At 60.0% G+C, this 25,161-nt stretch carries 18 protein-coding genes and 1 pseudogene; 8 read left to right on the forward strand and 11 right to left on the reverse strand.

Translation table 11 applies throughout. The features are described 5' to 3' along the window. Positions 1–45 precede the first annotated feature (45 nt). On the forward strand, positions 46–1,122 hold the full coding sequence (locus tag ACZIRK_RS22870; RefSeq protein ID WP_474418528.1) for an efflux RND transporter periplasmic adaptor subunit: 1,077 nt from the start codon (positions 46–48) through the stop codon (positions 1,120–1,122). Next, on the forward strand, positions 1,119–4,202 hold the full coding sequence (locus ACZIRK_RS22875) for an efflux RND transporter permease subunit (protein ID WP_463328139.1): 3,084 nt from the start codon (positions 1,119–1,121) through the stop codon (positions 4,200–4,202). The genes ACZIRK_RS22870 and ACZIRK_RS22875 overlap by 4 nt, the downstream gene beginning before the upstream one ends. Positions 4,203–4,473: 271 nt before the next feature. Here the strand turns inward: ACZIRK_RS22875 and ACZIRK_RS22880 are convergent, their stop codons facing one another. The 9 genes and pseudogenes from ACZIRK_RS22880 to ACZIRK_RS22920 form a co-directional block, all read right to left on the reverse strand. Beyond that, the gene (locus ACZIRK_RS22880; protein ID WP_130223260.1) at positions 4,474–5,253 is read right to left on the reverse strand and encodes an enoyl-CoA hydratase-related protein; all 780 of its coding nucleotides are present in this window, start codon (positions 5,251–5,253) and stop codon (positions 4,474–4,476) included. Between the two features lie 102 nt (positions 5,254–5,355). Next, positions 5,356–6,279: a GntR family transcriptional regulator gene (locus ACZIRK_RS22885; protein WP_130223262.1), complete on the reverse strand. Its 924-nt coding sequence runs from the start codon at positions 6,277–6,279 to the stop codon at positions 5,356–5,358. Between the two features lie 45 nt (positions 6,280–6,324). Beyond that, complete coding sequence (locus ACZIRK_RS22890; RefSeq protein WP_245474520.1) at positions 6,325–7,131, reverse strand: MFS transporter; 807 nt, start codon at positions 7,129–7,131, stop codon at positions 6,325–6,327. Between the two features lie 100 nt (positions 7,132–7,231). Then, positions 7,232–7,654 (reverse strand): annotated as a pseudogene (locus tag ACZIRK_RS22895) (MFS transporter); the annotation flags it as partial. A gap of 20 nt (positions 7,655–7,674) precedes the next feature. Beyond that, positions 7,675–9,216: a tripartite tricarboxylate transporter permease gene (locus ACZIRK_RS22900; RefSeq protein WP_130223264.1), complete on the reverse strand. Its 1,542-nt coding sequence runs from the start codon at positions 9,214–9,216 to the stop codon at positions 7,675–7,677. After that, positions 9,204–9,641, reverse strand: coding sequence for a tripartite tricarboxylate transporter TctB family protein (locus ACZIRK_RS22905; protein WP_165435050.1), 438 nt, complete (start codon positions 9,639–9,641; stop codon positions 9,204–9,206). The genes ACZIRK_RS22900 and ACZIRK_RS22905 overlap by 13 nt, the downstream gene beginning before the upstream one ends. 73 nt (positions 9,642–9,714) lie before the next feature. Continuing rightward, positions 9,715–10,665 (reverse strand): Bug family tripartite tricarboxylate transporter substrate binding protein, encoded by a 951-nt coding sequence (locus ACZIRK_RS22910; RefSeq protein WP_130223268.1) that lies wholly within the window; start codon positions 10,663–10,665, stop codon positions 9,715–9,717. 43 nt (positions 10,666–10,708) lie between these two features. After that, complete coding sequence (locus tag ACZIRK_RS22915; protein ID WP_130223270.1) at positions 10,709–12,253, reverse strand: hydantoinase B/oxoprolinase family protein; 1,545 nt, start codon at positions 12,251–12,253, stop codon at positions 10,709–10,711. After that, complete coding sequence (locus tag ACZIRK_RS22920) at positions 12,250–14,349, reverse strand: hydantoinase/oxoprolinase family protein (RefSeq protein WP_463328140.1); 2,100 nt, start codon at positions 14,347–14,349, stop codon at positions 12,250–12,252. Before ACZIRK_RS22920 ends, ACZIRK_RS22915 begins: the two co-directional genes overlap by 4 nt. Positions 14,350–14,657: 308 nt before the next feature. Here ACZIRK_RS22920 and ACZIRK_RS22925 point away from each other — a divergent pair, with 308 nt between their 5' ends. The 3 genes from ACZIRK_RS22925 (at position 14,658) to ACZIRK_RS22935 (ending at position 17,352) form a co-directional block, all read left to right on the forward strand. Further along, positions 14,658–15,662, forward strand: coding sequence for an aminopeptidase (locus ACZIRK_RS22925; protein WP_130223274.1), 1,005 nt, complete (start codon positions 14,658–14,660; stop codon positions 15,660–15,662). Positions 15,663–15,844: 182 nt separating this feature from the next. Further along, positions 15,845–16,975 (forward strand): aminotransferase class I/II-fold pyridoxal phosphate-dependent enzyme, encoded by a 1,131-nt coding sequence (locus ACZIRK_RS22930; RefSeq protein ID WP_474418529.1) that lies wholly within the window; start codon positions 15,845–15,847, stop codon positions 16,973–16,975. Beyond that, positions 16,972–17,352, forward strand: a complete 381-nt coding sequence (locus ACZIRK_RS22935; protein WP_130223278.1) for a RidA family protein — start codon at positions 16,972–16,974, stop codon at positions 17,350–17,352. The genes ACZIRK_RS22930 and ACZIRK_RS22935 overlap by 4 nt, the downstream gene beginning before the upstream one ends. Before the next feature lie 217 nt (positions 17,353–17,569). Here the strand turns inward: ACZIRK_RS22935 and ACZIRK_RS22940 are convergent, their stop codons facing one another. Further along, positions 17,570–18,517 carry an AraC family transcriptional regulator gene (locus tag ACZIRK_RS22940; RefSeq protein WP_130223280.1) on the reverse strand — a complete coding sequence of 316 codons (948 nt, stop codon included), beginning with the start codon at positions 18,515–18,517 and terminating at the stop codon, positions 17,570–17,572. Positions 18,518–18,890: 373 nt separating this feature from the next. Between ACZIRK_RS22940 and ACZIRK_RS22945 the strand changes: the two genes are divergently transcribed. Continuing rightward, positions 18,891–21,452: an ATP-binding protein gene (locus ACZIRK_RS22945; RefSeq protein ID WP_463328142.1), complete on the forward strand. Its 2,562-nt coding sequence runs from the start codon at positions 18,891–18,893 to the stop codon at positions 21,450–21,452. Positions 21,453–21,495: 43 nt separating this feature from the next. On the opposite strand, the gene ACZIRK_RS22950 is transcribed toward ACZIRK_RS22945, so the two are convergent. Beyond that, positions 21,496–22,245 (reverse strand): GntR family transcriptional regulator, encoded by a 750-nt coding sequence (locus ACZIRK_RS22950; protein WP_463328143.1) that lies wholly within the window; start codon positions 22,243–22,245, stop codon positions 21,496–21,498. A 141-nt stretch (positions 22,246–22,386) separates the two neighbouring features. On the opposite strand from ACZIRK_RS22950, the gene ACZIRK_RS22955 reads away from it, so the two are divergent. Together ACZIRK_RS22955 and ACZIRK_RS22960 are read left to right on the forward strand one after the other, a co-directional pair. Next, positions 22,387–23,754 (forward strand): class-II fumarase/aspartase family protein, encoded by a 1,368-nt coding sequence (locus tag ACZIRK_RS22955; RefSeq protein WP_130223286.1) that lies wholly within the window; start codon positions 22,387–22,389, stop codon positions 23,752–23,754. A 90-nt stretch (positions 23,755–23,844) separates the two neighbouring features. Further along, entirely contained in the window at positions 23,845–25,158 is a 1,314-nt protein-coding gene (locus tag ACZIRK_RS22960) for a cation:dicarboxylate symporter family transporter (RefSeq protein WP_130223322.1), read from the forward strand. Positions 25,159–25,161: the final 3 nt, after the last annotated feature.

Consider the following 25,161-nt stretch of genomic DNA (forward strand, 5'->3'; position numbering starts at 1 on the left):
ATGTCCACGTCTGCGTGTGCCGACCGTTTGAACAGAATGCGTCGCATGCGGCAGACCGGACTGCTGATCTTGGTAGCTCCCGTGCTGCTAGCGGCTTGTCAACGTGAGCCAGAAACATCGGCTCCAGCAATCCGTCCGGTTCGAACCGTAACCGTTGAAAAGAGCAAGGCCGGAACACCGCTCACATTTACCGGCAGGATTGAAGCCGAGGACGAGGTCTCGCTTTCATTCCGTATTGGCGGTCGGCTTCTCGAGAACAACGGCAAGCTCGGAGATCGGGTGAAGCGCGGTCAGGTCGTCGCGCGCCTTGAACCTCAGAACGAGATGAACGGCCTGCGGCAGGCGCAGGCTGCTCTCGCAGCCGCCCAGGGCCAATTGGTCCAGGCCCGCAATCAGTTCGAGCGCCAGCAAACTCTCTTCGCGCAAGGCTGGACCACGAACGTCAACTTCGACCAGGCAAAACAGGGCCAACAGACCGCTCAATCGCAGGTCGATGCGGCCGAGGCCCAGCTCAAGATCGCACATGATCTGGTTGGTTTCACCGAGCTCAAGGCCGACGCTCCGGGTATTCTGACGACAATTGGTCCCGCCGCAGGTGAAGTCGTCCAGCCCGGACAAAGCATCGTCAGGCTTGCCCGCAAGGATGGCCGCGATGCCGTTTTCGACATCCCGGCCCAGGTCATCCGAACGGCGCCGAGCGATCCTGAAATCAGTGTGAGTCTGACCGACGACCCCGCGGTGACCGCGCGAGGCCGCATCCGCGAGGTCGCCCCACAAGCCAATCCGGCGACACGCACCTTCGAGGTCAAGGTTGGCCTGACCGATCCTCCGCCGGCCATGCGCCTCGGCGCAACCGTCACCGGACGCCTGGAGACGGAGGCTGTTCCGATCATTGAAATCCCGGCCACGGCGCTAACGAGAGTAAATCAACAGCCCGCCGTGTGGGTCGTCGATCCCTCGAAGAATACCGTATCATTGCGAAACGTCGACGTGCTGCACTTCAACCAGGCGCTGGTAGCGGTTTCCCAAGGAATCGACACCGGCGAAATCGTGGTCACGGCAGGCGTGCAAGCCCTGCACCCCGGCCAGAAGATTCGCATACTCGGCTCGGGGCGGTCATGAGATTCAATCTTTCCGAATGGGCGCTGAATCACCGCTCGTTCGTAGCTTTTCTCATGATCATCGCTGTCGTTGCCGGCGTTGTATCCTATTTCCGTCTTGGGCGCAGCGAGGATCCCACCTTCATCATCAAGACGATGGTTGTTCAGGCGGCGTGGCCTGGAGCAACCATCGAGGATACCCTCAAGCAAGTGACGGAACGACTTGAGCGCAGGCTGCAGGAAACGCCGCATCTCGACTTCCTGCGCAGCTATACCAAGGCCGGCATCACGACGATTTTCGTCAACTTGAAGGGCAACGCAAACGCCAAGGAGGTGGCCGACACCTGGTATCAGGTTCGCAAGAACATCGGTGATATCAGGCATACACTGCCAGCCGGGATCGTTGGGCCCGGCTTCAACGACGATTTCGGCGCTACATTCGGGATCATCTACGGTTTTACGAGCGATGGGTTCACCCATCGCGAACTTCGCGATTACGTTGAAGACATCCGCTCGAAGCTGCTTCTTGTTCGCGACGTCTCGGAAATCGAACTGCTGGGCGCCCAGGACGAACGGATCTTTGTCGAGTTCTCGACCCAAGAACTCGCCGGGCTCGGCATCGACCGCACGGCGCTCATTGCCGCGCTCCAGGCCCAAAACGTCGTGCGTCCGGCCGGCACGATCCAGACCGGCGATGAGAGTCTTTCGCTGCAGGTTTCAGGTGCATTTCGGACGGAGCAGGACGTCGCCAACGTCAACTTCATTGCGGGCGGACGGACGCTCCGCCTGAGTGACATAGCGCAGGTTCGGCGCGGCTATTCCGATCCCCCGCAGCCCATGTTCCGCGTCAACGGCGAGCCAGCGATCGGGCTTGCCATCGCCATGCGGGAGGGGGGCGATATTCTCGCCCTCGGCAGGAACATCAAGCAGGCGATGGACCAGATCACCGCGGATCTGCCGATGGGGATCCAGCCAATCCTGGTCGCCGATCAGGCCGTTACGGTCGATGGCGCGATCTCCGAGTTCATGACGTCGTTGTTGCAGGCGATTGCCATCATTCTCGTGATCAGCTTCATCAGTCTGGGCCTCCGCCCGGGGTTGATCATCGCACTTTCGATTCCTTTGACGCTCGCCATCGTGTTTCCGATCATGCAGATGGCGGGCATCGACATGCAGCGGATATCGCTCGGCGCCCTCATCATCGCGCTGGCCCTGCTCGTCGATGACGCGATGACCACCACCGACGCCACGCTCAACCGGCTCGTTGCGGGCGATGACAAGATTGAAGCTGCGACTTTCGCATTCCGGACCTATGCGTTCGCCATGCTCGCAGGAACGCTGGTAACTATCGCCGGATTTGTTCCCGTCGGCTTTGCAGCCAGCTCCGCGGGAGAATACACCTTCTCGCTATTTGCCGTCGTCAGCATCGCACTGCTCGTATCCTGGTTCGTGGCGGTCGTCTTCGCGCCACTGCTCGGTGTCGTCATTCTGAGACCACCCCAGACCTTGCAAACCGCGACCCCCGGCAGAATTCTCTCTTGGTATCGAGGCTTCCTGACCGCCGCTATGCGGGCAAAATGGGTGACTATTCTTCTCACCGTGGCGCTCTTCGTTCTGTCCTATCTCGCCCTTCCGCTCATTCCCCGCCAGTTCTTTCCGTCCTCCGATCGTCCGGAGCTTCTGGTCGATATCAGCCTGCCGCAGAATGCGTCGATCTATGCCAGCGAAGCCGCCGCGAAGCGCTTCGACGCGGCGCTGAAGGGCGATGCGGACGTGGCGCGCTGGAGCACCTATGTCGGACGCGGCGCCATTCGCTTCTATCTGCCGCTCAATGTCCAGTTGGCGAACGACTTTTTCACGCAAGCGGTGATCGTTGCAAAAGATGTCGCCGCACGCGAACGAATTCGCGTCAGGCTTCAAGAACTCCTGGCCAATGAATTCCCGAATGCGATTTCCCGGATCTCTCCGCTCGAACTCGGCCCGCCGGTCGGCTGGCCTGTGCAATATCGTGTGAGCGGCCCCGACATTGACCAGGTGCGGGACATTTCGCTGACGCTTGCCCAGATCATCGCGACCAACCCGCAAGCCGCGCAGGTCAATTTCGACTGGATCGGGCCGGCGCGTCAGCTCCGCATCCGTGTCGACCAGGACGAGGCGCGATCGCTGGGTCTGAGCTCGCAAGCCGTGGCTAACGTCCTGAACACTGTGATTTCAGGCACGCCTGTCACCCAGGTTCGCGACGACATCTATCTTGTCGATATCCTCGTGCGCGCGACCGACGAACAGCGCGTCTCGCTGGCGAACCTGAGCACCTTGCAAGTGCCGCTGCTTAACGGGCGAACAGTTCCGCTCAACCAGTTCGCTACATTCGAATACAAGCAGGAATATCCGTTGGTCTGGCGGCGCGATCGCATACCTACGCTCACGGTGCAGGCCGATGTGGCGCCCGGGGCGCTTCCGGAAACCGTGATCAATGCGCTTGCGCCGGCGGTCGATAAGCTGGCAGCAACCCTTCCCCGCAGCTATCGCATCGTCGTGGGCGGAACCGTCGAAGAAAGCCAATATTCGCAAGCTTCCGTCATCGCCGTTGTTCCGGTCATGCTGTTGCTGATGTTCACGGTCCTCATGGCCCAGTTGCAGAGTTTTCAGCGGCTGTTCCTGGTCCTCAGCGTCGCGCCTCTCGGCTTGATCGGCGTTGTCGCGGCGCTTCTCGTGTCCCGCAGGCCGCTCGGCTTCGTCGCCATCCTTGGCATTCTGGCTTTGATCGGCATGATTACCAAAAACGCCGTGATCCTGATTGGCCAAATCGAAGCCGAACGCGCACGGGGAGAGAACGTCTGGTCAGCCGCAATCAATGCCAGCAGCTCCCGCTTCCGCCCAATCATGCTGACCGCCGTATCGACCGTTCTCGGCATGATCCCGATCGCTCCAACGGTGTTCTGGGGACCGATGGCCTTCGCGATCATGGGAGGATTGCTGGTCGCGACGATACTTACACTTATCTTCCTTCCTACCCTGTATGTAGCTTGGTTCAAGGGAACCGAAAAATCAGCCGATCCGCAGATGCCGGCGGAGATCGGTATTCCGAGGATCAACGCATAACACTGGGTTGCTGACAGTCTGGGTTGCTGACAATGGCGCCAAATCAGCCCGCCAGCGAAACGACCGAGCGGTTTCCTATGGCTATCGGTGCTTCTCACATTTATCTGGTTCGCGGCGAACTCGCCCTTCGCCGTCAGCGCGCGCGACCGCGCGTTGATTTCCGTCGCTCTGGCCTACATGTTCACGCGCAAACCGAGCGCGTGGCGAGACGTCCGTCAGCGGCATCACGCAGAGGATTTGCCACGCCAGATATTGGCTCGATCGCAGCGGGCTAGTTTCCACGAAAGACTGGCCTGCGCTTCTCTCGCTGAGCCGCCCGACCCTCCGCATAATCTTGACTGGCATAACATCGATCCGCCGCCCGCTGCGCACGTTCGAGATCCGGCGGTCCGTCGCGCCGAGCAAGTTCATGGAATGCGATCCGCGCTGCGGCCAGACTAAGCGGTGCACCAGACAACAAATCGCCTACCGCCGTGTCCACGATAGTTGCCATCGCTCCGACGCTGTCGGCCAACCAGTTTACCAAACCAAGACGAAGCGCATCCTCGCCTCCGTAGCGTCGCCCTAACAATACCATCTCGCGTGCCTGAGCCAGCCCGACCACATTGAGGATGGTCGCTATATCTTCGAGCCGATAGGGCAGACCGAGCCTTACCGCAGGTACTCCAAACTGCGCGTTCTTCGTGCAGACCCTCATATCGCACATCAGAGCCAGCTCAAAGCCAGCTCCAAGGCAATAGCCGTTGATCGCAGCAATGCTCGGCTTTATCAGCGCGCGAAACTGAGTAGCCACATCGCGTTGCAGGGCGTTGTAAGCCGCTGCAGCGACAGGATCGGCCCGAACCTTGTCGAACTCGCTGATATCGTTGCCCGAGCAGAAGCTGCGGTCGCCCGCGCCCTGAAGCACCAGGACACGGACGGCGGCATCATCCTGCACCTTCGCCAGAAGCTCTGGGAAGGCGCGCCACATGTCCTGGTTGATGGCGTTCAGCCTGGATGGATTGTCGAATGTGAGCCGAGCAACACCTCCGTCAATCGTCAGACGTAACATTCTCCCAACTCCGTCCGTTTCGGCATTCTCAGGGAGATCATCGGCCGACCCATCTCCCCGTGAAAGGCTCGAGCTCCTACGTCGACGCGATCACTACGTCCTCTAGGGGGTGCGCTCGCTGGCGGCTTTGGCAAAAGGCGGCGCCAGACGGCTGGCAATCTCCAGATGCCGGCGTAGGAGCGTCGCGGCCCAAATCTGGTCGCCTGCCAGGAGGGCATCCATGATCTCGCAGTGTTCGCGCACCAACGTCTGGATACGATCCTCGTCGTCGTAAACGTAGTATTCGCTGAGTTGACGAAGCCTATTCTGCTGTTCGACCGCTTGTGCAACGAACCGGTTTCCCGACATGACGGCGAGCATTTCGTGGAACTTCGCATTGGTATCGAATATTTCTCTGCCGCTCAGTTTCCCGCTCTTCGCGCGGACAAGCATCTGCTCATGCGCCGCGCGGCACCGCTCCGTCGCCGGCCTGTCCAGCACAAAGGTCGCCTCCATCAGCCCTGCCGGCTCTACGATGATGCGAAAGCGATAGCTGGCGGCATAAGCCTTCGCTGAATTAAGGCTCGGCATAAATATCCAGCCATGACCGGTGCTTCGTCTGACCAGGCCATCCTGGGACATCTTCGTGAGAGTGCGGACGAGCTGAGCACGCGATACGTCGTAGCGCCTCATGAAGCTTGCTTCGGTGAATTGCTCTGGAACTCTGTCGCGCATGCGGTCCATGGCAATTCGGTCATACAACGACACATCCGGTGGCGGCGAGATAGGCAGATCGATCGCGTCCAAGGTGCCACCATCGCGAGCGAGATAGTGCCCTTTGTTCGCGGCTGAGATCACGATACCCTTCTCGGCCAGCAATTGGAGCGCAGCCCGGATTGGAGAGCGTGAGACACCGACCTCCTCAGCCAGCTGACTTTCCGTCAGTCGAGAATCAACGGGTAACTTTTCACGTCTGATATAGTCGATGATCTTGGCGACAACGTCGCTTTGGACCCTGGTGAGTGTGGTATCGCGTATATTGCTCATGGCCCTGACGCCTATAGTTCGCTCTCGATTCCACAACGCTCCACTTTAGTCGCCCATGGACCCGATTCTGGCGAGATCATCTCTTGAAATCATCTGCAGGACCAGGCCCGCGCCCGCAAGCACAATCATGGCGGTCGATCCGAGGCCCACGTAAAGGCTTCCTGTTGATTCGCGGAGCCATCCAATCAATGACGGAGAAACGGCGCTACCGACAGCCCCTACCATACTGACGAAGCCGATCGCACCGGCGGCTCCTCTGCCATGCAGATATGAAGTTGGAATGGTCCAATAGATCGCCAGTAACGAAACGCCTCCGATGGCTGCAGCGGCCATCAGCAGAACGGTCCCCAGCATGCTCGCAGAAGCCAGAGGTAGCAGCAGATAGGCCCCGGCCGTCATCAACGCGCAACCAACGAAATGCCAGCGCCGCTCCATGAAAGCGTCGGAACTACGCGCGATCAGAAGCATTCCTGCAGCCGCCGCGATAGAAATGCCGCCGGTGACCCACCCGATTCCATCAAAACTGGCGAACCCAGCATTTTTCAGTACGCTGGGGGTCCAGAAGGTTGCTGTATTGGAGGCTGTGTTGGCCGCGAAGTTCAAGAGCGCCATCACATAGATGCGCGGATCCCGCATTGCTTCAGCAAAACTGCCTGTATTTCGCCTGTTGCCGACGGCTTCATCCGACTTCAGCTCGTCGGCGAGACGCTGCTTTTCGTGCTCGCTCAGCCATCTGGCGCTCTTTGGGTCGTCGTCGAGATAGAAATATGCGATGATGCCAAGGAAAATGGCCGGAATGGCGAAAAGCAGAAACAACCATTGCCACCCGCGAAGGCCGAACACGTCGTTCATGCTCTGCATGATCATGCCCGACAGCGGCGCACCGATGATGGATGATGCCGGACAAGGGAACACCAAGGAAGAACAAACCGGTGATGCGGGCCCGATAGCGAACCGGGAACCAGAAAGTAAGATACAGCATGATCCCCGGGATGAAACCGGCTTCCGCGGCGCCGAACAGCAGGCGCAGGACGTAGAGATCGGATGCATTGCGGATGAACATCTGAGCTCCGCTGACAACTCCCCACAAGATCATGATGCGGAATAGCGTCCTGCGCACGCCCACCCGCGCAAGCATCAGGCTGCTGGGAATATCGAACAGACTGTAGGTGACATAGAACAGTCCGGCTGCCAGTCCATAGTGCGCGTCAGTCAGATGGAGGTCGCCGAGAAACTGTAACTTCGCAAAGCCGATGTTTACGCGGTCAATGTAGCAAACGAAGTACAGCAGCAGGATGAAAGGGATCAATCGGTATGACACCTTCCGGAAAATCTCATCCGATGCTTCGAGCGGCGGTGAGCTGGCGATCTGCATGTCCCGACCTCTCTCCTTCGCTATGCCGCTGGAAGGTTGGAAGCAGACGACGAAGCCCCTTCCTCACCCTGAAGCGCTTCGTCCCGAGAGCGGCGCAGTGAGGGAAGCGCGATCAACACCACGAGCACGGCCGTAAAGATCATTAACCCGAGTGCAATCGGATGCCGGATGAACGTCGTCCAATCTCCATCGGAGAGCAGCAGCGCGCGGCGCAGTTGTTCGTCAAGCTGCTTGCCCAGCACCAGCCCCAGCAACAGCGGCGCCACAGGAAAATCCAGCTTCTTGAGCGCGTATCCAAGGACTGCAAACCCGGTCAGCACATAGATGTCGAAGACTTGATTGCTCTCCGCGAACGCACCGATCGCCGCGAGCACGAGGATGCCGGGAAACAGAAATACATACTTGATGCGAAGCAGGGAAACCCAGATTCCGATCAAAGGAAGATTCAGGATCACCAGGATCAGGTTTCCGATCCACATGCTGGCGATCAGTCCCCAGAAAAGGTCCGGCTGACGTATCATGACCTGCGGCCCCGGCGCGATGCCGTGCGTGATCATCGCCCCCATCATGAGTGCCATCAGCGCATTTGGCGGGATGCCAAGGCTTAGCATGGGAATGAAATTGGCCTGAGACGCAGCATTGTTGGCTGATTCCGGACCGGCCACACCTTCCACCGCGCCGCGCCCGAACATTCCTGGTCGTCGCGAGACTTTGCGCTCCAGGCTATAGGCGCCAAACGCCGCGATGGTCCCGCCGCCGCCTGGCAAGATCCCGAGCAGCGTTCCGAGAGCAGTGCCGCGCAGGACAGGCGCCCACGACCGCTTGAAGTCATCGCGGGTCGGCCAGAGGCTTGTAATCTTTGCAATGTTGCGCCCCTTGCCGTTGGTGTCCTCCAGACTAGAGGCAATCTCGGCGATTCCGAACAGGCCGATCGAGACTGCCGTGAAACCCAGCCCATCCGAGAGTTCGAACATTCCAAAGGTGAAACGTTCGACGCCCGAATTGACGTCCATCCCTACCAGACTAAGCAATATCCCTGTCAGCACCATGGCGATGGCTTTCGCAATGGAGCCTCCGGACAACAGCACTCCTGAGACGAGGCCAAGTGCCAGCAACGCGACGTATTCCTCGGGCCCGAACAGCAGCGCCAGCTTGACCAGCGTCGGCCCCGCGATGGCGATGAACACCGTAACGACGCAGCCGGCAAAGAACGAGCCGAGCGCGGCTGTGGCCAGCGCGGCACCCGCGCGCCCTTGCAGCGCCATCTGGTGACCATCAAGACAGGTGACGACAGTCGATGCCTCGCCGGGAATGTTGACGAGGATCGACGTGATCGAGCCGCCGTACTGAGCGCCGTAGTAGACGCCGGCGAGCATGATGATCGCGCCGACGGGCGGAAGATAGAACGAGATCGGGAGCAGGATCGCGAAAGTCGCCAGTGGCCCGATGCCGGGAAGAACACCGATCAGTGTCCCCAAGAGTGCGCCAAGGAAACAGAAGCCGAGATTCTGCAGACTGACCGCGACGCTCATCCCGTAGATGAGATTGTTCAGGAGATCCATGTCGGCCACACGCTGATATTGAGTCCGAGGAGATATTTGAAGATCAAGACGGCCAAAGTGCAGATGATGATGATGGTGGCGCAGCGTTGCTTCCAGCCGGGAAATGGAGCGGCGAGCGATCCGATGAAAGCGCAACAGCCGCCGGCGAGGACAAGTCCGGCATGTTCGATCAGAAGGCCGAAGGTCAGCACGCCGAGTATCAGCGCGCTGAGAGGACGCCACGACCAGGCCGCCATTTTCACCGGCGCTCTCAAACCCTGCGCGCCAATGAAGGCGCCTGTCGCGAGTACTCCATAAGCAATAAGCCTGGGCAAATAAGCGGCGCCGGCCGTCCCCCCTGCATCAGCAGGCAATCGTGCGACAAGCAGCAGCGTCACTATGCCGATTGCGAGCACCAGCAATCCTGCAATCACGTCCCGGTTCATCTCGATCCTTTCGAAGGATGTCAGCGCTGACCGGCGGCGCGAGCCAAGCACGCACCGCATTCGGACGAACGGCTCACTGTTTGAGAGCCGCCTTGATGCGCGTGAGTTGCTCCTGTTGAGCTGATGCAAACTCCGCTGCATTCCGATAGTTGGAGGGCTCGCCGACCCGCTCGGCAAATTTTCGCCAGGTATCGCGATCCATCGCCTGATGGAACCTATCGTGGAGATATTTGACGACGTCAGGCGGCAGACCGGCCGGACCAACAAGACCCTTCATGTTGGTGCACACCACGTCGTATCCCTTTTCCTTCAAGGTCGGCACGTCGGGATAATGGCTGGAGCGCTCCGCGCCAGTGCTGGCAAGGATACGGATCGTGTTCGCCTGCACCTGGCCTTCGATTTCCTCGGTCGCTCCCAGCGCAATGTCAATCTGGCCAGCGATCAACGCCTGAATCGCCGGCGAACCGCCCTGATACGGAACGTGTTTAAGTTTCACACCCGCGGCACGCTCGAGCAGCACTCCGGCAGAATGCGTCAGACCGCCGAGGCCGGTATTGGCCTGCGAAATCTCACCGGGCTTGGCTTTGGCCGCGGCGATAACGTCCTCGATCGTCTTGAACGGTGAATTGGCGGCGACGATAAAGAAGAAGGGATTGTTGGTCAGGCGGATGATCGATGTGAAATCTTTGTCCGGATCGTACGGCACTTCGCGATGGGCCGGAACGGACGTCGTCTCCGAGCCGCCGGCTACGAGCAACGTGTATCCGTCGGGCTTGGACCGCGCGACCTGCTGCGCGGCGAGAACGCCCGCGGCACCGGGCTTATTGGTCACGACCAAGGGGACCGGAAAGCTTTCCTGCGCAGCCGCAGCAATTATTCGGGCGGCTTGATCGCTACCTCCACCTGGGGCGAATCCTACGACAATTTCAATCGGTTTCTTCGGCGTCCATTCTTCCGCGTGGATCGCTCCCACCCACAAAGAGAAGAGCGCCGCACCGATTGCAGTCCACGTGCCTGTCTTCATTTCGTCCTGCCTTGGGATTCCAACCTGTTGTTGTAATAATTTCCTAAATGGGTGCCGCGCCGAAGCCGCCGCCTCCTGGCGTCTCGAGCGTCAGCCGGGCGCCGGGCTGGACGATCAAGATCTCACGGGGATCCACCGGCGCGCCGTCGAGAAGAACCCGCCCTGTTGCTCCGGGCCCGCCTCCCTGCAATCCGGGGGCGGGCGTCCTGAGACGATCCGCCATGAAGGACACGGTGACCGGACTATCGGCGAGCAACAGGAGTTCGAACACCTGTCCGTCTCCGCCGCAATGCAGCCCACGGCCGCCGGTGCCTCGTCTCAGGGCGCGACGCTGGATGCGCACTGGTGCTTGCGATTCGATGACCTCGATCGGCGTATTGGAAAGATTGCTTGGAAAACTTAGAGTCGGCAGACCAGCACCGTTCGCACCGGCGCCCTGCCCTCCGTTGAGGAAGAAGGTGGACGTGAAGCGCTGGCCTTGGTGCTGTCCTGATAAATGAACGCACCACAAAGGCGAGCCAGACGCCGCCCGCACCTTGTTGGGTATGACAGGCGCGAGCGCGCCCATGACGGCTGGCGGAATGAGGTGCCCTGTCATAGCCCGTGCGCTGACCGCCGCGGGAAAACGTGGATTGAGGATTGAGCCCAGCGGAGCCGTGGCGGCAATGGGCCGGAACGAGCCATCGTTGTTGGGTACGTTCGGCGCCAGCACGCATTTGAGAGAGTAGGCCGTATACGCAAACGTGTAGATCGGAACGACGTTGATGGCCTTCGGCAGTTGGAGCGATGAACCGGCATAGTCAACGCTCACGGCCTCGTCACCGACATCGATGCGACAGCGAATGACCACCGGCTCGACGAAGCCGTCGACGCTGATTTCATTTTCATAGGTGCCGTTCGGCAGGGCACGAATTGCGTCACGCATCGCGCCTTCAGCGCGGAGCTGCATTTCGTTTCCGACGGATGTCAGCTCGCAACCGGTATCTTCGAGCGTGTCGAGCAGCCGTCTTGCCAGCATCTTGTTCGCTGCGACCTGCGCCCACAGGTCGCCCATGACCTGATCAGGCACACGCACATTGTTGCGGATGATTTCGATCAGCGTCTCGTTGGTGACGCCACCATCGACCAGCTTTGTCGGCGGAATGCGCAGCCCCTCTTCGAAAAGCTCCGCGGTGCTCGGCGAACGCAGCCGTCCGCCGATGTCGGGTGCATGGGCCGCTGTGCCGGAAAAGCCCACCAGCTCCTCGCCGCGGAAGATCGGAACCGCAACGTTGATGTCGGGAAGATGCCCGGTGCCGAGCCAAGGATCGTTTGTGATCATGACGTCGCCGGGACGCAGCTTCTCCCGCGGAAAAACCTTCAGGAAATGGCGAACCGTCGCCGGCAGCGTGCAGATGAAAGACGGAATGCTCTGGCTCGACTGAGCAAGCAATTGGCAATCGCGATCCAGCAGCACGACGGCGTAGTCGTTGGACTCTCGTACGATTGTCGAGAATGACGTGCGCACCAGGGTTGCCGCAGCTTCATCGACGAGGCTGACCAAGCGGGTCCACAGAATTTCCAGCGAAATCGGATCGATGCCGTTCATGGCCGAACCTCCAAATGAACGAGGACACTGAGATTCTTGAGAATCTCCACCCGAGCTGCCATTGGAACGACGATGGTTGATTCCTCTTCCTCCAGGATCAGTGGTCCTTCCAGGCAGCAGCCCGCCGGCACGGCGTATCTTTCGTACACCGGCACCTCCTCGAAGGTGTCTGTCTCGGTCCTGAAGATGACTCTGCGAGCCTTGGGGCGGGCCGCGCCCCCGCGATCCTGCTTGGTCGGCCAGACGAAATGCCTGACGTCCTGACGGGTCGCGCCCACGACGCGCCACGTGACAGTTTCGGGCGTACCCGACGGCAACAACCCGCCATAGTTCTCTTGATATTTGCGCTGAAACGCATCCACGAGATCGGCCCTGAACGCTGCGTCCGGATTCCGGAAAGGGAATGCGACCGTGAGATTTGCGCCCTGGCCCGCATAGCGCATCTCGACCAGCAGTTGCCAATCAACCTCGGCGTCACGCGGCGCCGCTGCGCTCAACTCGGCCTCGGCATCGACCTTCAGGCCGGCAAGCACTCTCGCCAGCTCGGCCCAATCAATGGCATCGATTCGCGTCGACCGTGACCAGGACCGATCGACTCGCACCGGCGCAGCCAGAAAGCCAAGGCATGACCCCGTGCCGACGGCGATGGGAAAGAGCACCCTCGGGACGCGCAGCTTGCGTGCAATTTCCACCGCGTGAACAGGACCCGCACCTCCGGTTGCCACCAAGGTGAATTTGCGCGGATCTTGCGCTTTCTCCGCAATATGAACCCTGGCAGCCCCCGCCATCGCCTCGTTGACAACATTGAAGATCCCCTTGGCGACCGCCTCGGCCGAAAGCGTCAGACGCTCACCCAGAGTGCGAAGCGCTCGCATCGCCGCATCAAGATCGAGACGCATGCGCCCACCCAGAAAATAATCTGGATTGAGATATCCGAGCGCCAGATCAGCGTCTGTTACCGTGGGCTGTTGGCCGCCTTGGCCATAGCAGGCTGGACCCGGCTCCGCGCCGGCGCTTTGCGGGCCGACGGTGAGCAACCCCAGCTCACTCGTCCTCGCGATGCTTCCGCCGCCCGCACCGATTTCAATGAGATCGATGCTGGCCACCAGAAGCGGAAAGCCACTGCCCTTCTTGAAGCGCCGCACGCGGGCAGCCTCGAAGACGTGCACAACAGAGGGAGCGCCAGAGAGGATCGTGCAAATCTTGGCGGTTGTGCCGCCCATATCAAAAGCCAGAATGTCATCGAAACCCGCGGCGCGGCCGGCGTTGGTCGCACTCAGCACACCGCCGGCGGGACCGGACTCGATCGTGGAGATCGGCACTTCCGCAGCCGCGGCCACCGAACTGGTACCGCCGCTCGATACCATGATGCGCAAGCTCGCATCGATTCCCGCCTGCCGCAGCCGGCTCTCCAGCTCACCGAGATATCGCCTGACGATTGGCTGCACATAAGCATTGGCGATGGTGGTCGTCGTCCGCTCATATTCGCGGATTTCGGCAGCGACCCGCGACGAGAGGCTCACGCACATTCCGGGAAAGGCATCACGGAGCGCCGCTCCAACTTCATTTTCGTTGGCCGCATTGACGCAGGAATGAAGAAGCGAGACGGCGATGGACTGCACATTGGCCGTCCGCAGCTTCGCGACGAGATCGCCAAGCGCATCTTGGGGGCGCTTCAGAACTACGCCGTCCGCCGTGGTGCGCTCAACGATCTCGAAGCGACGCTCGGCAGGAACCAGCGGCTCAGGCATCTCGATATCGAGATCATAGAGGTCATAGCGAACCTCGCGCCGGATATCGATCACGTCGGCTGTCCCCGCCGTGGCGACGAGCGCAGTGGGAACGCCTTTTCGCTCGATGAGTGAATTCGTGACGAGCGTGCTGCCGTGAATCACCTCCGCTACGTCGGCGGAGACATTTCGCTTCGCACGTGCCGCAACCGCCGCAAGCAGGTCATTGACGACATTGGAGAGTGCCTCGCCAGGGTCACTTGGGGTCGTCAAACGCTTGGCCAGGTAAACTCGACCGTCGGAGATTTTCTCGATCACGCCGTCGGTAAAGGTCCCGCCGATATCCACGGCAATACGATAGCCCATAAACTCGATCCTCCCGGCAACGCCTTCTGTGGAATATTATCTACATAAAAAACAATATCGTGCAACCTCCGAGATGCGCTGAATTCCATCAATGCTTCAAAATCTCCGCACCATTCGCGAGCAGTATGCCTCACTTTTCGTCATCCCGCCTTCTTCCCGCCTCATGAGCCATCTCTTGCAAAATGTTTTTTAACAACATAAAAGACCATTGGTCGAATTGAGATGAACCAACCCGGGCGGACACCCGGTCGCGTGCATCGGCGGCTTCAGTCGTCGAATGCGACAAAAATCATGAAGGAGACGGTGACTTGGACAATCTGCTGATGCTGCGGGGCGCCCGCAAACTGGTGACGACGTGCGCGAATGTGCAGCCGGGGGAGGAAGTCGTAATCGTAACTGATTTCGCCGGGCATCGTGTCGCCGAAGCGGTCGCTGCGGCGGCACTCGAGCGTACCGACGCGGTCAACATCATTGTCATGCCGCCAAGGTCGATCGACGGAGAAGAGCCGACCAAGACAGTTGCTGCGGCCATGTCCGCGGCCAACGTCCTGTTCACGCCGGTCAAACAGTCAATCACTCATACCTATGCAACCCGCACCGCGATCGGAAATGGCGCGCGCGGCATCATGCTGTCGCAGTTCAATCCAAACATGCTGGTGACCGGTGGCATCAACGCCGATTTTGAAGCGATCCGGCCACTCTGCTTTAAAGTCGGCGAACTTCTCGCCAACTGCGACAAGGTGCATCTCACCACACCCGCAGGAACGGATTTGCGTCTCGGCCTGAAGGGCCGTCCCTCGAACCCGCATTGCGGCTTGGTTCGCAAGCCGGGCGACTTCACGACCGTGCCCAACATCGAATGCAGCTCCTCTCCCATTGAGGGGACCTCGGAGGGCGTAATTATCGTGGACGCGAGCATCCCCTATTACGGGGTCGGCCTCGTGAAGGAGCCGATAAGGTTCGATGTCGCCAGTGGTCGCGTGACACGGATCTCCGGCGGCTATCAGGCGGACTTCCTCGATCAACTGTTGGCTCGTCAGGGAGACCCGGCCGTCTACAACATCGCCCAGATATCGTTCGGCCTCAATCCACATTGCCCCATGGAAGGCGTGATGCTGCACGACGAAGGCGTTTACGGGACGGCCCATATCGGCATCGGGACCAGTGTCCTGCTCGGCGGTGAGGTGAAGACCCTCACTCATTTCGATTCACTGATGTGGAAGCCGACCCTCTCGCTCGACGGCAAGGTCGTCCTGAAGGACGGCAAGTGGTTGTTGCCGGAAGCCGAAGTTATTCATAGCGGGCGCGCTTAGCCCGGATCCGTCGCGGTCAAGATCGCGGCGGATGCTCTCCTTGATATTATTCCCATCATCTCTGGAGAACCCAGATGCACGATCCTGCTCGACAAAGCGCGTCACAAGACCGTCTAGCTCGCTTGAGAATTTCTGGCCGCGCCGGCTTGGGAGGCAAATCAGTACGACAAGCGGATCTCGATTTGCTGGCCAAGGCCCCAGCCGGTTTTCTTGACACAACCCATTTCGACACCGTGAGGTTTCCGCCACCTCCCTGGGCCGACGAGACATTCGGCCGCGCCGCGCGCGATGGAGCCCTCGCCTACACGGGTTACCGCGGCCATCCCGACGTCCTCAAGAACGTGGCGGATAGCACGGGCAAGTTTATTGGGATCACGCTGCGCCCCGGCGAAAACGTGATCCTGACGCCCGGCACGCAAGGCGGATTGTTCGCGTCCCTGAGCGCGCTGGTGCAGGAAGGCGATCGTGTCGCTCTGATGGATCCGGACTATCTCTTCAGCGAACGGATTGTGCGTTTCCTTGGCGCAGAGCCGGGCCACGTTCCGCTGCATCTCGATGCCGGCGACCCACATCCGGACTTCGACGTCCTGGAAGCCGAATTTGCGAACCGCGGCGCTCGGCTGTTCGTATTCTCTCATCCGAACAATCCGTCTGGCGCAGTATTTTCGGAGGCAGTGATCGGCCGTATTGCGGAGCTGGCAAAGCGCTACGATGTCACTGTCCTGGTGGATGAACTCTATTCCAGGCTGATACACGAAGGATCTTTCACTCACCTGGCCGCGCAGCGCGGAATGTTTGAGCGTACAGTGACATTGCTGGGGCCGAGCAAGACCGAATCCTTGAGCGGCTATCGCCTTGGCGTGGTGGTTGCACCGGAGAAGATAGCTACGCGCATTGAGGACGTGCTGTCCGTCACTGCGCTGCGTGCGCCTGCTTATGCGCAGCACCTCCTCACTTGCTGGCTGCGCGACGACCATGCCTGGCTGGCGGAGCGAATGACCGCCTTCACCGCGCTAAGGACACTCACCGAGCAGAAGCTGCGTCAGCTTCCCTGGCTCAAGTGGCAGCCGCAACGTGGCACCGCCTATGCATGGGTCGACGTCAGCGCCCTTGAACTGCCCGGGCCGGCCGTGGCCGAGGCTCTTCTCACGGAGGCTGGAGCGTTGGTCAGTCCCGGATACCAATTTGGCCCTGCAAGTGGCGGCCACTTTCGGGTTTGCTACGCGCGCGATGAGACCGAGTGGAGCTCAGCGCTGGATCGCATGGTTCGCACGCTGGACACTCTGAAGAAAAGGCGCGGGGCGGTTGCATGACGACCCGCCAGGCGATCTCGACCGTCGCGGCGCCCCCACCGGCGGGTCCCTATTCGCAGGCCATCAGCGCAGAAGGACGATTCGTCTTTCTTGCCGGCCAAACACCTCGGACAAGGGACGGGCGGCGCATCAGCGATGCGCCGTTCGTTGAGCAAGCTCGTCTTGCGCTCGACAACCTCGAAGCCGTGGCGCGTGCAGCGGGTCTTTCGCTTCGGCACGCCGTGAAGATAAATGTCTATCTTCGGTCTCTCGAGGACATCCCCGCGTTCAATCAGGTGTTTGCGGAATATATTGGTGATCCACCACCGGCCCGCACGTTGACTCAGAGCAGCTTCATCGATTTCGCCGTCGAGATCGATGCCATCTTGCTAACGTGACAAAAGAGCGGTTCGAACAAAGAGGTGACATCATGATCCCAATCCGATCATGATCTCATCGACCAATCGTTTCGGGCGCAGGCGTCAGGCCAAACCGCTGCCGGAAGATACGCGAAAAATGCGTGGGCAAGCGGACCGCAGAGTTGGTGCGGTGCACATTGCTGACACAGCATGCATTCGCAGGGGAGCGCAACCGGTCTCAAGACAGACCTTTAGATCAGCGCTTCAAGTTGCGGAGGTCACGCGGCGAAATATCATAGCTCGCCTTGAACGCATGACTGAAACTCGCACCGTCTGAAAAGCCGTTCCTGAGCGCAATTTCGGTAATGCTCACGTCAGGGGCATCCAAGATTTCCGCTCGCGCGCGCTCCAGACGGAGCTGTTTGATAAAATGCGCTGGCGTTAGTCCAATCCGACCGAATGCATTGTACAGAGATCGCCTCGAAAGACCGAGATCGTGCGCCAGTCGATCCGGACCATAGCTCTCGTCAGCGATGTTTTGCGTAACCATCACACGCGCGCGAAGAATGATTGCTGGCAGCGGCCGGTCGAACGAGGATCCGGCTCCAGGGCCAAGTGAAAGAAGCGCGATATCGATCAGAGATTCAACGGTCAGCGCATCTGCAGGTGAACGATGCCCATGCCATAGCAGCGCCTTCGATCCTCCCGCGGCCGCCGCAAGCGGCCCGCTAGAAGCGTGGGGCGCCCCCATCTTCTCATGCACCGTCTCTTGCCACGAACGCTTCGACATTGGGTCGAAGATGAGCACGAGTCCCTCGTAACCTTCATCCATCTCAAGATGATAGGTCCAGGCCATCGAGGCAATCAGCATCTCACCCGGCTGCAATGCGAACGATCGGTGGGCATCCTCGTACCGCATTGTCCCCTTGAGCTGCCAAATAAGCTTAACGTACGTACCAAAACCAGCCAGCGCTGCTTTCTTACCCGAGGCGTCGACCATCGTCTGGGGAGTCAAAAGATGCGCAATCGAATGACCTTCGATTCGTCGGGACAAGACCGAGCGACGGACGCTGTCGTTTCGGAGCGCAACCGACAGATTTGGGAAAACTCGGTTGGCCTGCGCGATCGCTTCCGCGCTCGAGTAACGGCACGAGGGCGTGCCTGCAGAGTTGGCGGAAATCATTGGATACGCAATCGACGCCATTAATGCCTATCCCCCAGCTAGGCCGATATCTTTCTATTTCAAGCATCCGGCTCGTCCCGACGGCGCTCCGTTGCAACTGTAACAAACAACGCGAGGTGGGTCGTTGGCGCGACAAATTATGTCACCACGGTGACAAAACTCGAAACACCGAAATCGCGCCGTAACAAAGCCGATGTACTGCCCTCCCCCAATTGGAGCAGCAGAGAAGTAAGAGATGACACGAAGGCGACACGCACGACGTCCGCTGGTCGGTCGGACCGATTACCGTGATCGCGAAGCCAAGGTGTGCTGCGGGCATGACGCCCTGCGCCGTCCTCGCCCGCCAAAGCTCTACAGCCTGCAACGTCAGATTTCTCGTCCTGGAAATTAGGCAGTGGCTTTATTGTTGCGGCTGTTTGCCCTGGTGGCGTTTGCCCTTCTGCCTGGAATCGCAATCCAGTTGTACAATGAGTTCGACCTCCGTTTCTCGCACCAAATGGAAGTGCAAGAGCTGGCGCTTGGTCTCGCCAAGCTCGCCGCCGCCGAGCAGCAGCAGATCATCCAAGGAATTCGCCAGGCATTGATTGCACTCTCGGAGCTTCCCGCGGTCAAGGCAAAGGACGCCCGCGGATGCGAGGCTTACCTCTCCAGAATCAAGGAGCGCTATCCGGAGTTCATTGATTTTATTGTGGTCGACATGAATGGCGATTCGTTCTGCGACTCGACCAGCGATTACAAGCCCTCGACCGCCGCCGGGCGCGCCTACTTTGCCAACGTCCTGAAAACCAGCAAGTTTACCGTCGGAGAGTTCGCGCACGGCCGAGCGACCGGCCGCAACGTTCTCCACTTTGCCCTGCCATTCTACGACGACGATGGCCACATGGGCGGCGTCGTAATAGCCGCCCTCAGCCTCGATTGGCTGGCTCATTATCTCGCCCAGAAGGGCCCGCCCCCCGGCGTCGCCCTCGCCATTAGAGACCGCAACGGCACGTACCTCGCACGCTATCCTCGCAACGACCAGTTCGTCGGCCGGAGGATACCCGATGACCGTTACTTGCACTCGGATCCCTCGGGCACAACAACCGCGCGCGACATTGACGGTGTGGAACGGATCGTAGGCTACACGGCGCTGCAAGCAGACGCCGGAGAGATTTTTGTTACCTTCGGCGTCGACAAGACGCTGGCCTTCAGTCAGATCCAACGTCGTACGCGGCTAGGCATCCTTCTGATTGTCCTGGGCACGTCGGTGGTGCTGGCCTTGACCTGGTTTGGTGCCCGTCGGTTCATCCAGCATCCGCTGGGACAAATGGTTGATGCGGCCAACCAATGGCGGCTTGGCGACTACGCGCGTCGAGTGCATATCCGGGACAAAGGATCAGAGATTACTCGGGTCGCCGACGCATTCAACACCATGGCCGATGCGCTCGCGAACCGCGAACACGAGCTGCACGATGCCAAGGAGAAAGCCGAGCAGGCAGCGGCTCGGATCACGACAATATTCGAGAGCACGACCGACTGCGTCCTTATCGTCGATACAGGATGGTACATCACTTATCTGAACGAGAGGGCGAAGGCGCAGCTCGCTGTAGGATATGACCTCATCGGCATGAATCTGTGCGAGATCTTTCCGGATTGGACCGACAAAGACCTCTCGGGCCGAGCACATACGGCTATGTCGGAACAGAGCTCCGCGTCCGTCGAAACGTTCTTCCGAGATGTCTGGTACGCGGTCAATGCATTCCCATCCGGCGAAGGCATCGTCATCCTGTTTCGAGACATCACCGAACAGAAGCATGCCGTGGAGGCGCGGCGCTTGATGGAAGAACAACTTCATCAGAGCCAAAAAATGGAGGCCGTCGGTCAGCTCACGGGCGGCGTTGCCCACGACTTCAACAATTTGCTGATGGTGATTTCCGGCAATCTCGAACTTATCGAGAGCCGTACGGCAGACGACAAATGCGTCCAGAGACTCGCAGTAGCGGCGCGGAAGGCCGCCGACCGGGGTGCGAGCCTGACCGCGCAGCTACTCGCTTTTTCCCGACGGCAGAAGCTGAACCCGAAGACCATTCACATTGATGCTCTCATTCGGGATTTTCAGGGACTGATCCTTCGCGCACTCGGGGACAGGTGCAAGATCAACCTTGTCGCGGATGATCAACTGTGGCCATGCCATCTTGACCCTGCGCAGCTGGAGACAGCACTCCTCAACCTGGCCCTGAACGCGCGCGACGCCATGCCGGACGGCGGCAGGCTGGATATCGAGGCACGAAATATAACCCTTGACGAGGGCGCCATTGCCGGCGTCGCGTCCGGATCGTACGTCAAGCTCTCCGTCACCGACACTGGCTGCGGCATGCCGCAAGACACGCTGGATCGGGTGTTCGAACCGTTTTTCACCACGAAGGAGGTCGGCAAAGGAACCGGGCTCGGCCTCAGCATGGTTTATGGGTTCGTCCGGCAATCCGGCGGCCATGTCGCCATCGAAAGCACAGTCGGAATGGGAACCACGGTCAGTCTCTATCTGCCCAGATCCGGCCAAGCGTCCGATGTGGGGAGGGATATCACCCAACTCCAGGACATAGCAGCAGGGTCAGGCAGGGTTCTCATGGTCGAAGATGATCACGACGTCATGGACGTCACGTCAGCAATACTGAGAGAGCTCGGCTATGAAGTCCTCTGCGCCCAAGATGGCGCCGACGCCATCCGGATTCTGAGGGATAACAAGAAACTGGATCTGCTATTCAGCGATATCATGATGCCAGGAGGCATCAGCGGTGTTGAACTGGCTCGCGAAGCGAAGCACCTCTGCAGCGGCATCAAGATTTTGCTCACTTCAGGCAACGCGGCAGACACTTTGTCGCGCCACGGGGCAGAGGGCGAGTTTCCCGTTATCGGCAAACCCTTCCGTCGCGCCGAGCTGGCGCAATATCTGCGGGCGGTTATGGGCGCAGCCTGAAATCATTGCCGGCTGGGAACGTTTCAACGCAATGCACGGGGCCTCACTCCCGCTCCGAATCCTTCCGCATCAACCTAGTCGTGTAACTATATCGATCGGCCGGGTGAATGCTGAGCGATACTTCGGCCATCTCGTTCGAGCTGAAGAGATATTGACGCCGGATCGCAAGCGCGTGCGCGCCCGGCGTGGCCTTCAAAGGCACTGCCATGTCATGGGACACGCCGACCGCACGGATATCCTGACGAATTTCGCTGAATCGCCGGCCGGATATCTTTTCCACCAGCGTGCCGAAGATGTCGCGATGGTCCTCCATCCTGGATCGAACCTCGCGCGCAAAAGCGTCGTCAATGTAGACATCAGTCCAGCAGATCGGAGTCTTCGTTGCATCGCCGGGGATCATGCGGAGGCTCGATATGCGCAGCCAGCGACGCCCGGGCTGGCATCCGAGATCCCGTGCCAGCGCATCATCGGCGACGACCTCGGCAACCCGCTGGACGTGGCGTTCGGTTTCGACGCCGAACCGCTGCACGGCCTCTATGGATTCGAGCGCCTGGGTAAATCCGCCACCGCTGCGCTGCGGCGTCAGCGCTTCGACGCGGGTGCCTGCATTCCGCTTGCGGCTGACGAGGCCTGACGCCTGAAGTTCGCGCATCGCGGCACGCACCGTCGAGCGGCTCACGGCAAACTGTTCGGCCAGCTCGAACTCGTTGGGCAGAACCGAACCTATGGGATGTCGACCGCCCGCGATTGCCTCCGTGAGCAGGCGAGCAACGTAAGCGTAACGCGTTTCCACACCTGCCTCCGTTCTATCCGGTCAATGGAAGCCCAATGGGAGTGGGATTCGTCAAGAAAGGATGTTGACTCGTCCTTTATGTACGTACATATTAATATGTAGGTACATAACATAACACAATGATCCAAAGGGGGTCGACGGATGGGCAGCACAGTTTTCGATTCGGCTTTGTTTCGCGACATGTTCGGGACTGCCGAAATGCGGGCGGTCTTTGCCGACGAAGCGCTCATCGCGCGCTATATCGAAGCCGAAGTCGCCCTTGCCCGTGCCCAGGCCCGATTGGGCGTGGTGCCGAAAGCCGCCGCCGACGCCATCGAGGCGGCTGCGCGCTCCATCAAGATCGACGTCGAAAAGCTGCGTCACGAAACCGAGATCGTCGGTTATCCCATCCTTCCGCTTGTGCATCAGCTTTCGGAAGCTGCGGGTGAAGCTGGTCGTTACGTTCATTGGGGGGCGACGACCCAGGACATCATGGACACGGCCAACGTTCTGCAGATCCGGGCAGCGCTTCAAATCGTTGCGCGTGACCTGCGCGAGGTCCGTGACATCCTGGCGACGATGGCACGGAAATACCGCGACACGCCGATGGCCGGGCGAACCCATCTCCAGCAGGCGCTTCCAGTGACGTTCGGCTACAAGGCCGCGGTCTGGCTGTCCTCCATTGACCGGCATATCGAGCGTGTCGATCAGGCGCTGCCGCGTATCCTGCTTGGCGAATTCTCCGGAGCCGCCGGCACGCTTGCCTCTGTCGGCGCCGCCGGCCTCGAAATGCAGAAACTGTTCTGCGACGAGCTGGGACTGCATCAGCCGTCAATCACATGGCACGTCGCCCGGGATGGCATCGCTGAGTCCGTGACTTTGCTGGGCCTCATCACCGGCACATTGGGGAAGATCGCGACCGACGTGATGCTGATGTCGGCGTCGGAATTCGGCGAGGTCTCCGAGCCGTTCGTGCCTGGGCGTGGTGCCTCGTCGACGATGCCGCAGAAGCGCAATCCCATTTCCAGCGAGCTGATGCTCGCGGCGGCGAAGGCCGTGCGGCAGTACGTCGCCGCGATGCTTGACGGCATGATCCACGATTTCGAGCGGGCGACCGGCCCCTGGCATCTCGAATGGGTGTCGCTGCCGGAGAGCTTCCTGCTGACGGCCTCGTCGCTGGCTAACGCCAAGTTCATGCTCGCCGGCCTTGTCGTCCATGAGCGGCGAATGCTGGACAATCTCGATCTCACCCAAGGCCTCATCGTTGCGGAGGCCGTGATGATGGCCGCCGCGCCAAAGCTCGGGCGGCAAAAAGCGCACGACGTCGTCTATGACGCCTGCCGCAAGGCCATCGAAGGCGGCGGACAACTCGCCGACATTCTCGCTGACGTGCCGGAGATCGCCGAAGCTCTCGGTGGCAAGGATGCGATCAGGCGTCACTGCGATCCCGCGAACTATTTGGGCCTGTGCGGCCCGATGGTCGATCGCGTTTTGGACATTTCAGGCGCGAACGCCGCTCGCGACGACTGATATCGCCCGCGCAGAGCACCCGATCTCATTAATGCGCCGCAGAGCGCCGCTTCAGCCCAACAGATGACCCAGGAGGACACCATGGCCGCCATGGCGACAACGCAGCGCGACGACATCGCTCTCGAACAGACCGTCAAGCCAACGAAGAAGGCCCTGTGGAAGAACCTCGGTCTCCAGGTTGCCGTCAGCATGGTGCTCGGAATCATCGTTGGTCTTGTGTGGCCCGAATTCGGCGCTTCCCTGAAGATCCTCGGTGATATCTTCCTGCGGCTGATCAAGACGGCGGTCGCGCCGCTGGTTTTTCTCACAGTCGCCGTCGGTGTCGTCGCGGCCGGAGACATCAAACGGGTCGGCAAAGTCGGGCTGATCGCCATGATCTATTTCGAGATCGTCTCGACGATTGCACTGGCACTTGGCCTGCTGTTCGGAAATCTCGTCGGGGTCGGCAAGAACCTCGATCATATCACTGCACCGGCAACAGCGACCAAAGGCGCCGAAGCCGCGACGAAGGCTGCGGCAACCTCGCACACAACATTCGACCAGTTCCTGCTCAACGTCTTCCCGGACAATTTCGTCGGGGCCTTCGCGCGCGGCGAGTTGCTTCAGGTTCTCGTCATCGCCTTGATCTTCGGCTTCGGGCTGATGGCGCTCTCGCCGGAGAAGCGCGCACCCATCGAGAGCGGACTGAACACGATCTCGACCGCGTTCTTCGAGTTCATCCACATCATCATGGCCCTGGCGCCGATTGGAACGTTCGGCGCCGTCGCCTATGCCGTCGGCTCCAATGGAACAGCCGTACTCATTTCGCTCGCATACTTCGTGCTGACGTTCTACGCCTTGGTTATCCTCTTCATTGTGGTGGTCCTCGGCGCAGTCTGCGCCATGTTCAGTATCAATATCTTCCGGCTGCTGCGTTACATCCGCGACGAAATCATCATCATGCTGGGCACCGCCTCCTCGGAAAGCGTGTTGCCGCGCCTGCTGGAGAAGCTGCCGGCGTATGGAGCCTCGAAGCAGACGGTCGGGCTCGTCCTGCCGACCGGATACGCCTTCAATCTCGACGGCACCTCCCTGTTCATGTCGATGGGCGTGATCTTTCTGGCCAATGCCTATGGCGTGCCGCTCAGCTGGGATCAGGAAATCGGAATTCTCGCGATCATGCTTTTGACATCGAAGGGCGCGGCCACGGTCTCGGGTGGTTCCTTCGTCGTCTTCGCCGCGACCGTCACGGCATCCGGAATTCTGCCGGTCGACGGCCTCGCGCTGATCTTCGGCGTCTATCGCTTTCTCTCAATCGCGCTTGCGACGTGCAACGTCATCGGCAACACGGTGGCAACGGTGGTCGTCGCGAAACTGGCCGGAGAGTTCGACGAGACCGCCTGGAAGCGCGTCGAAACTGCCTAGCGC

It is taken from the genome of Bradyrhizobium sp. Leo114, from assembly GCF_055229415.2.

Coding starts and splice junctions, on each gene's coding strand:
- ACZIRK_RS22870 (WP_474418528.1), top strand. CDS start 46: ATGCGGCAGACCGGACTGCTGATCTTGGTAGCTCCCGTGCTGCTAGCG.
- ACZIRK_RS22875 (WP_463328139.1), top strand. CDS start 1,119: ATGAGATTCAATCTTTCCGAATGGGCGCTGAATCACCGCTCGTTCGTA.
- ACZIRK_RS22880 (WP_130223260.1), bottom strand. CDS start 5,253: ATGTTACGTCTGACGATTGACGGAGGTGTTGCTCGGCTCACATTCGAC.
- ACZIRK_RS22885 (WP_130223262.1), bottom strand. CDS start 6,279: ATGAGCAATATACGCGATACCACACTCACCAGGGTCCAAAGCGACGTT.
- ACZIRK_RS22890 (WP_245474520.1), bottom strand. CDS start 7,131: ATGAACGACGTGTTCGGCCTTCGCGGGTGGCAATGGTTGTTTCTGCTT.
- ACZIRK_RS22900 (WP_130223264.1), bottom strand. CDS start 9,216: ATGGATCTCCTGAACAATCTCATCTACGGGATGAGCGTCGCGGTCAGT.
- ACZIRK_RS22905 (WP_165435050.1), bottom strand. CDS start 9,641: ATGAACCGGGACGTGATTGCAGGATTGCTGGTGCTCGCAATCGGCATA.
- ACZIRK_RS22910 (WP_130223268.1), bottom strand. CDS start 10,665: ATGAAGACAGGCACGTGGACTGCAATCGGTGCGGCGCTCTTCTCTTTG.
- ACZIRK_RS22915 (WP_130223270.1), bottom strand. CDS start 12,253: ATGAACGGCATCGATCCGATTTCGCTGGAAATTCTGTGGACCCGCTTG.
- ACZIRK_RS22920 (WP_463328140.1), bottom strand. CDS start 14,349: ATGGGCTATCGTATTGCCGTGGATATCGGCGGGACCTTTACCGACGGC.
- ACZIRK_RS22935 (WP_130223278.1), top strand. CDS start 16,972: ATGACGACCCGCCAGGCGATCTCGACCGTCGCGGCGCCCCCACCGGCG.
- ACZIRK_RS22940 (WP_130223280.1), bottom strand. CDS start 18,517: ATGGCGTCGATTGCGTATCCAATGATTTCCGCCAACTCTGCAGGCACG.
- ACZIRK_RS22955 (WP_130223286.1), top strand. CDS start 22,387: ATGGGCAGCACAGTTTTCGATTCGGCTTTGTTTCGCGACATGTTCGGG.
- ACZIRK_RS22960 (WP_130223322.1), top strand. CDS start 23,845: ATGGCGACAACGCAGCGCGACGACATCGCTCTCGAACAGACCGTCAAG.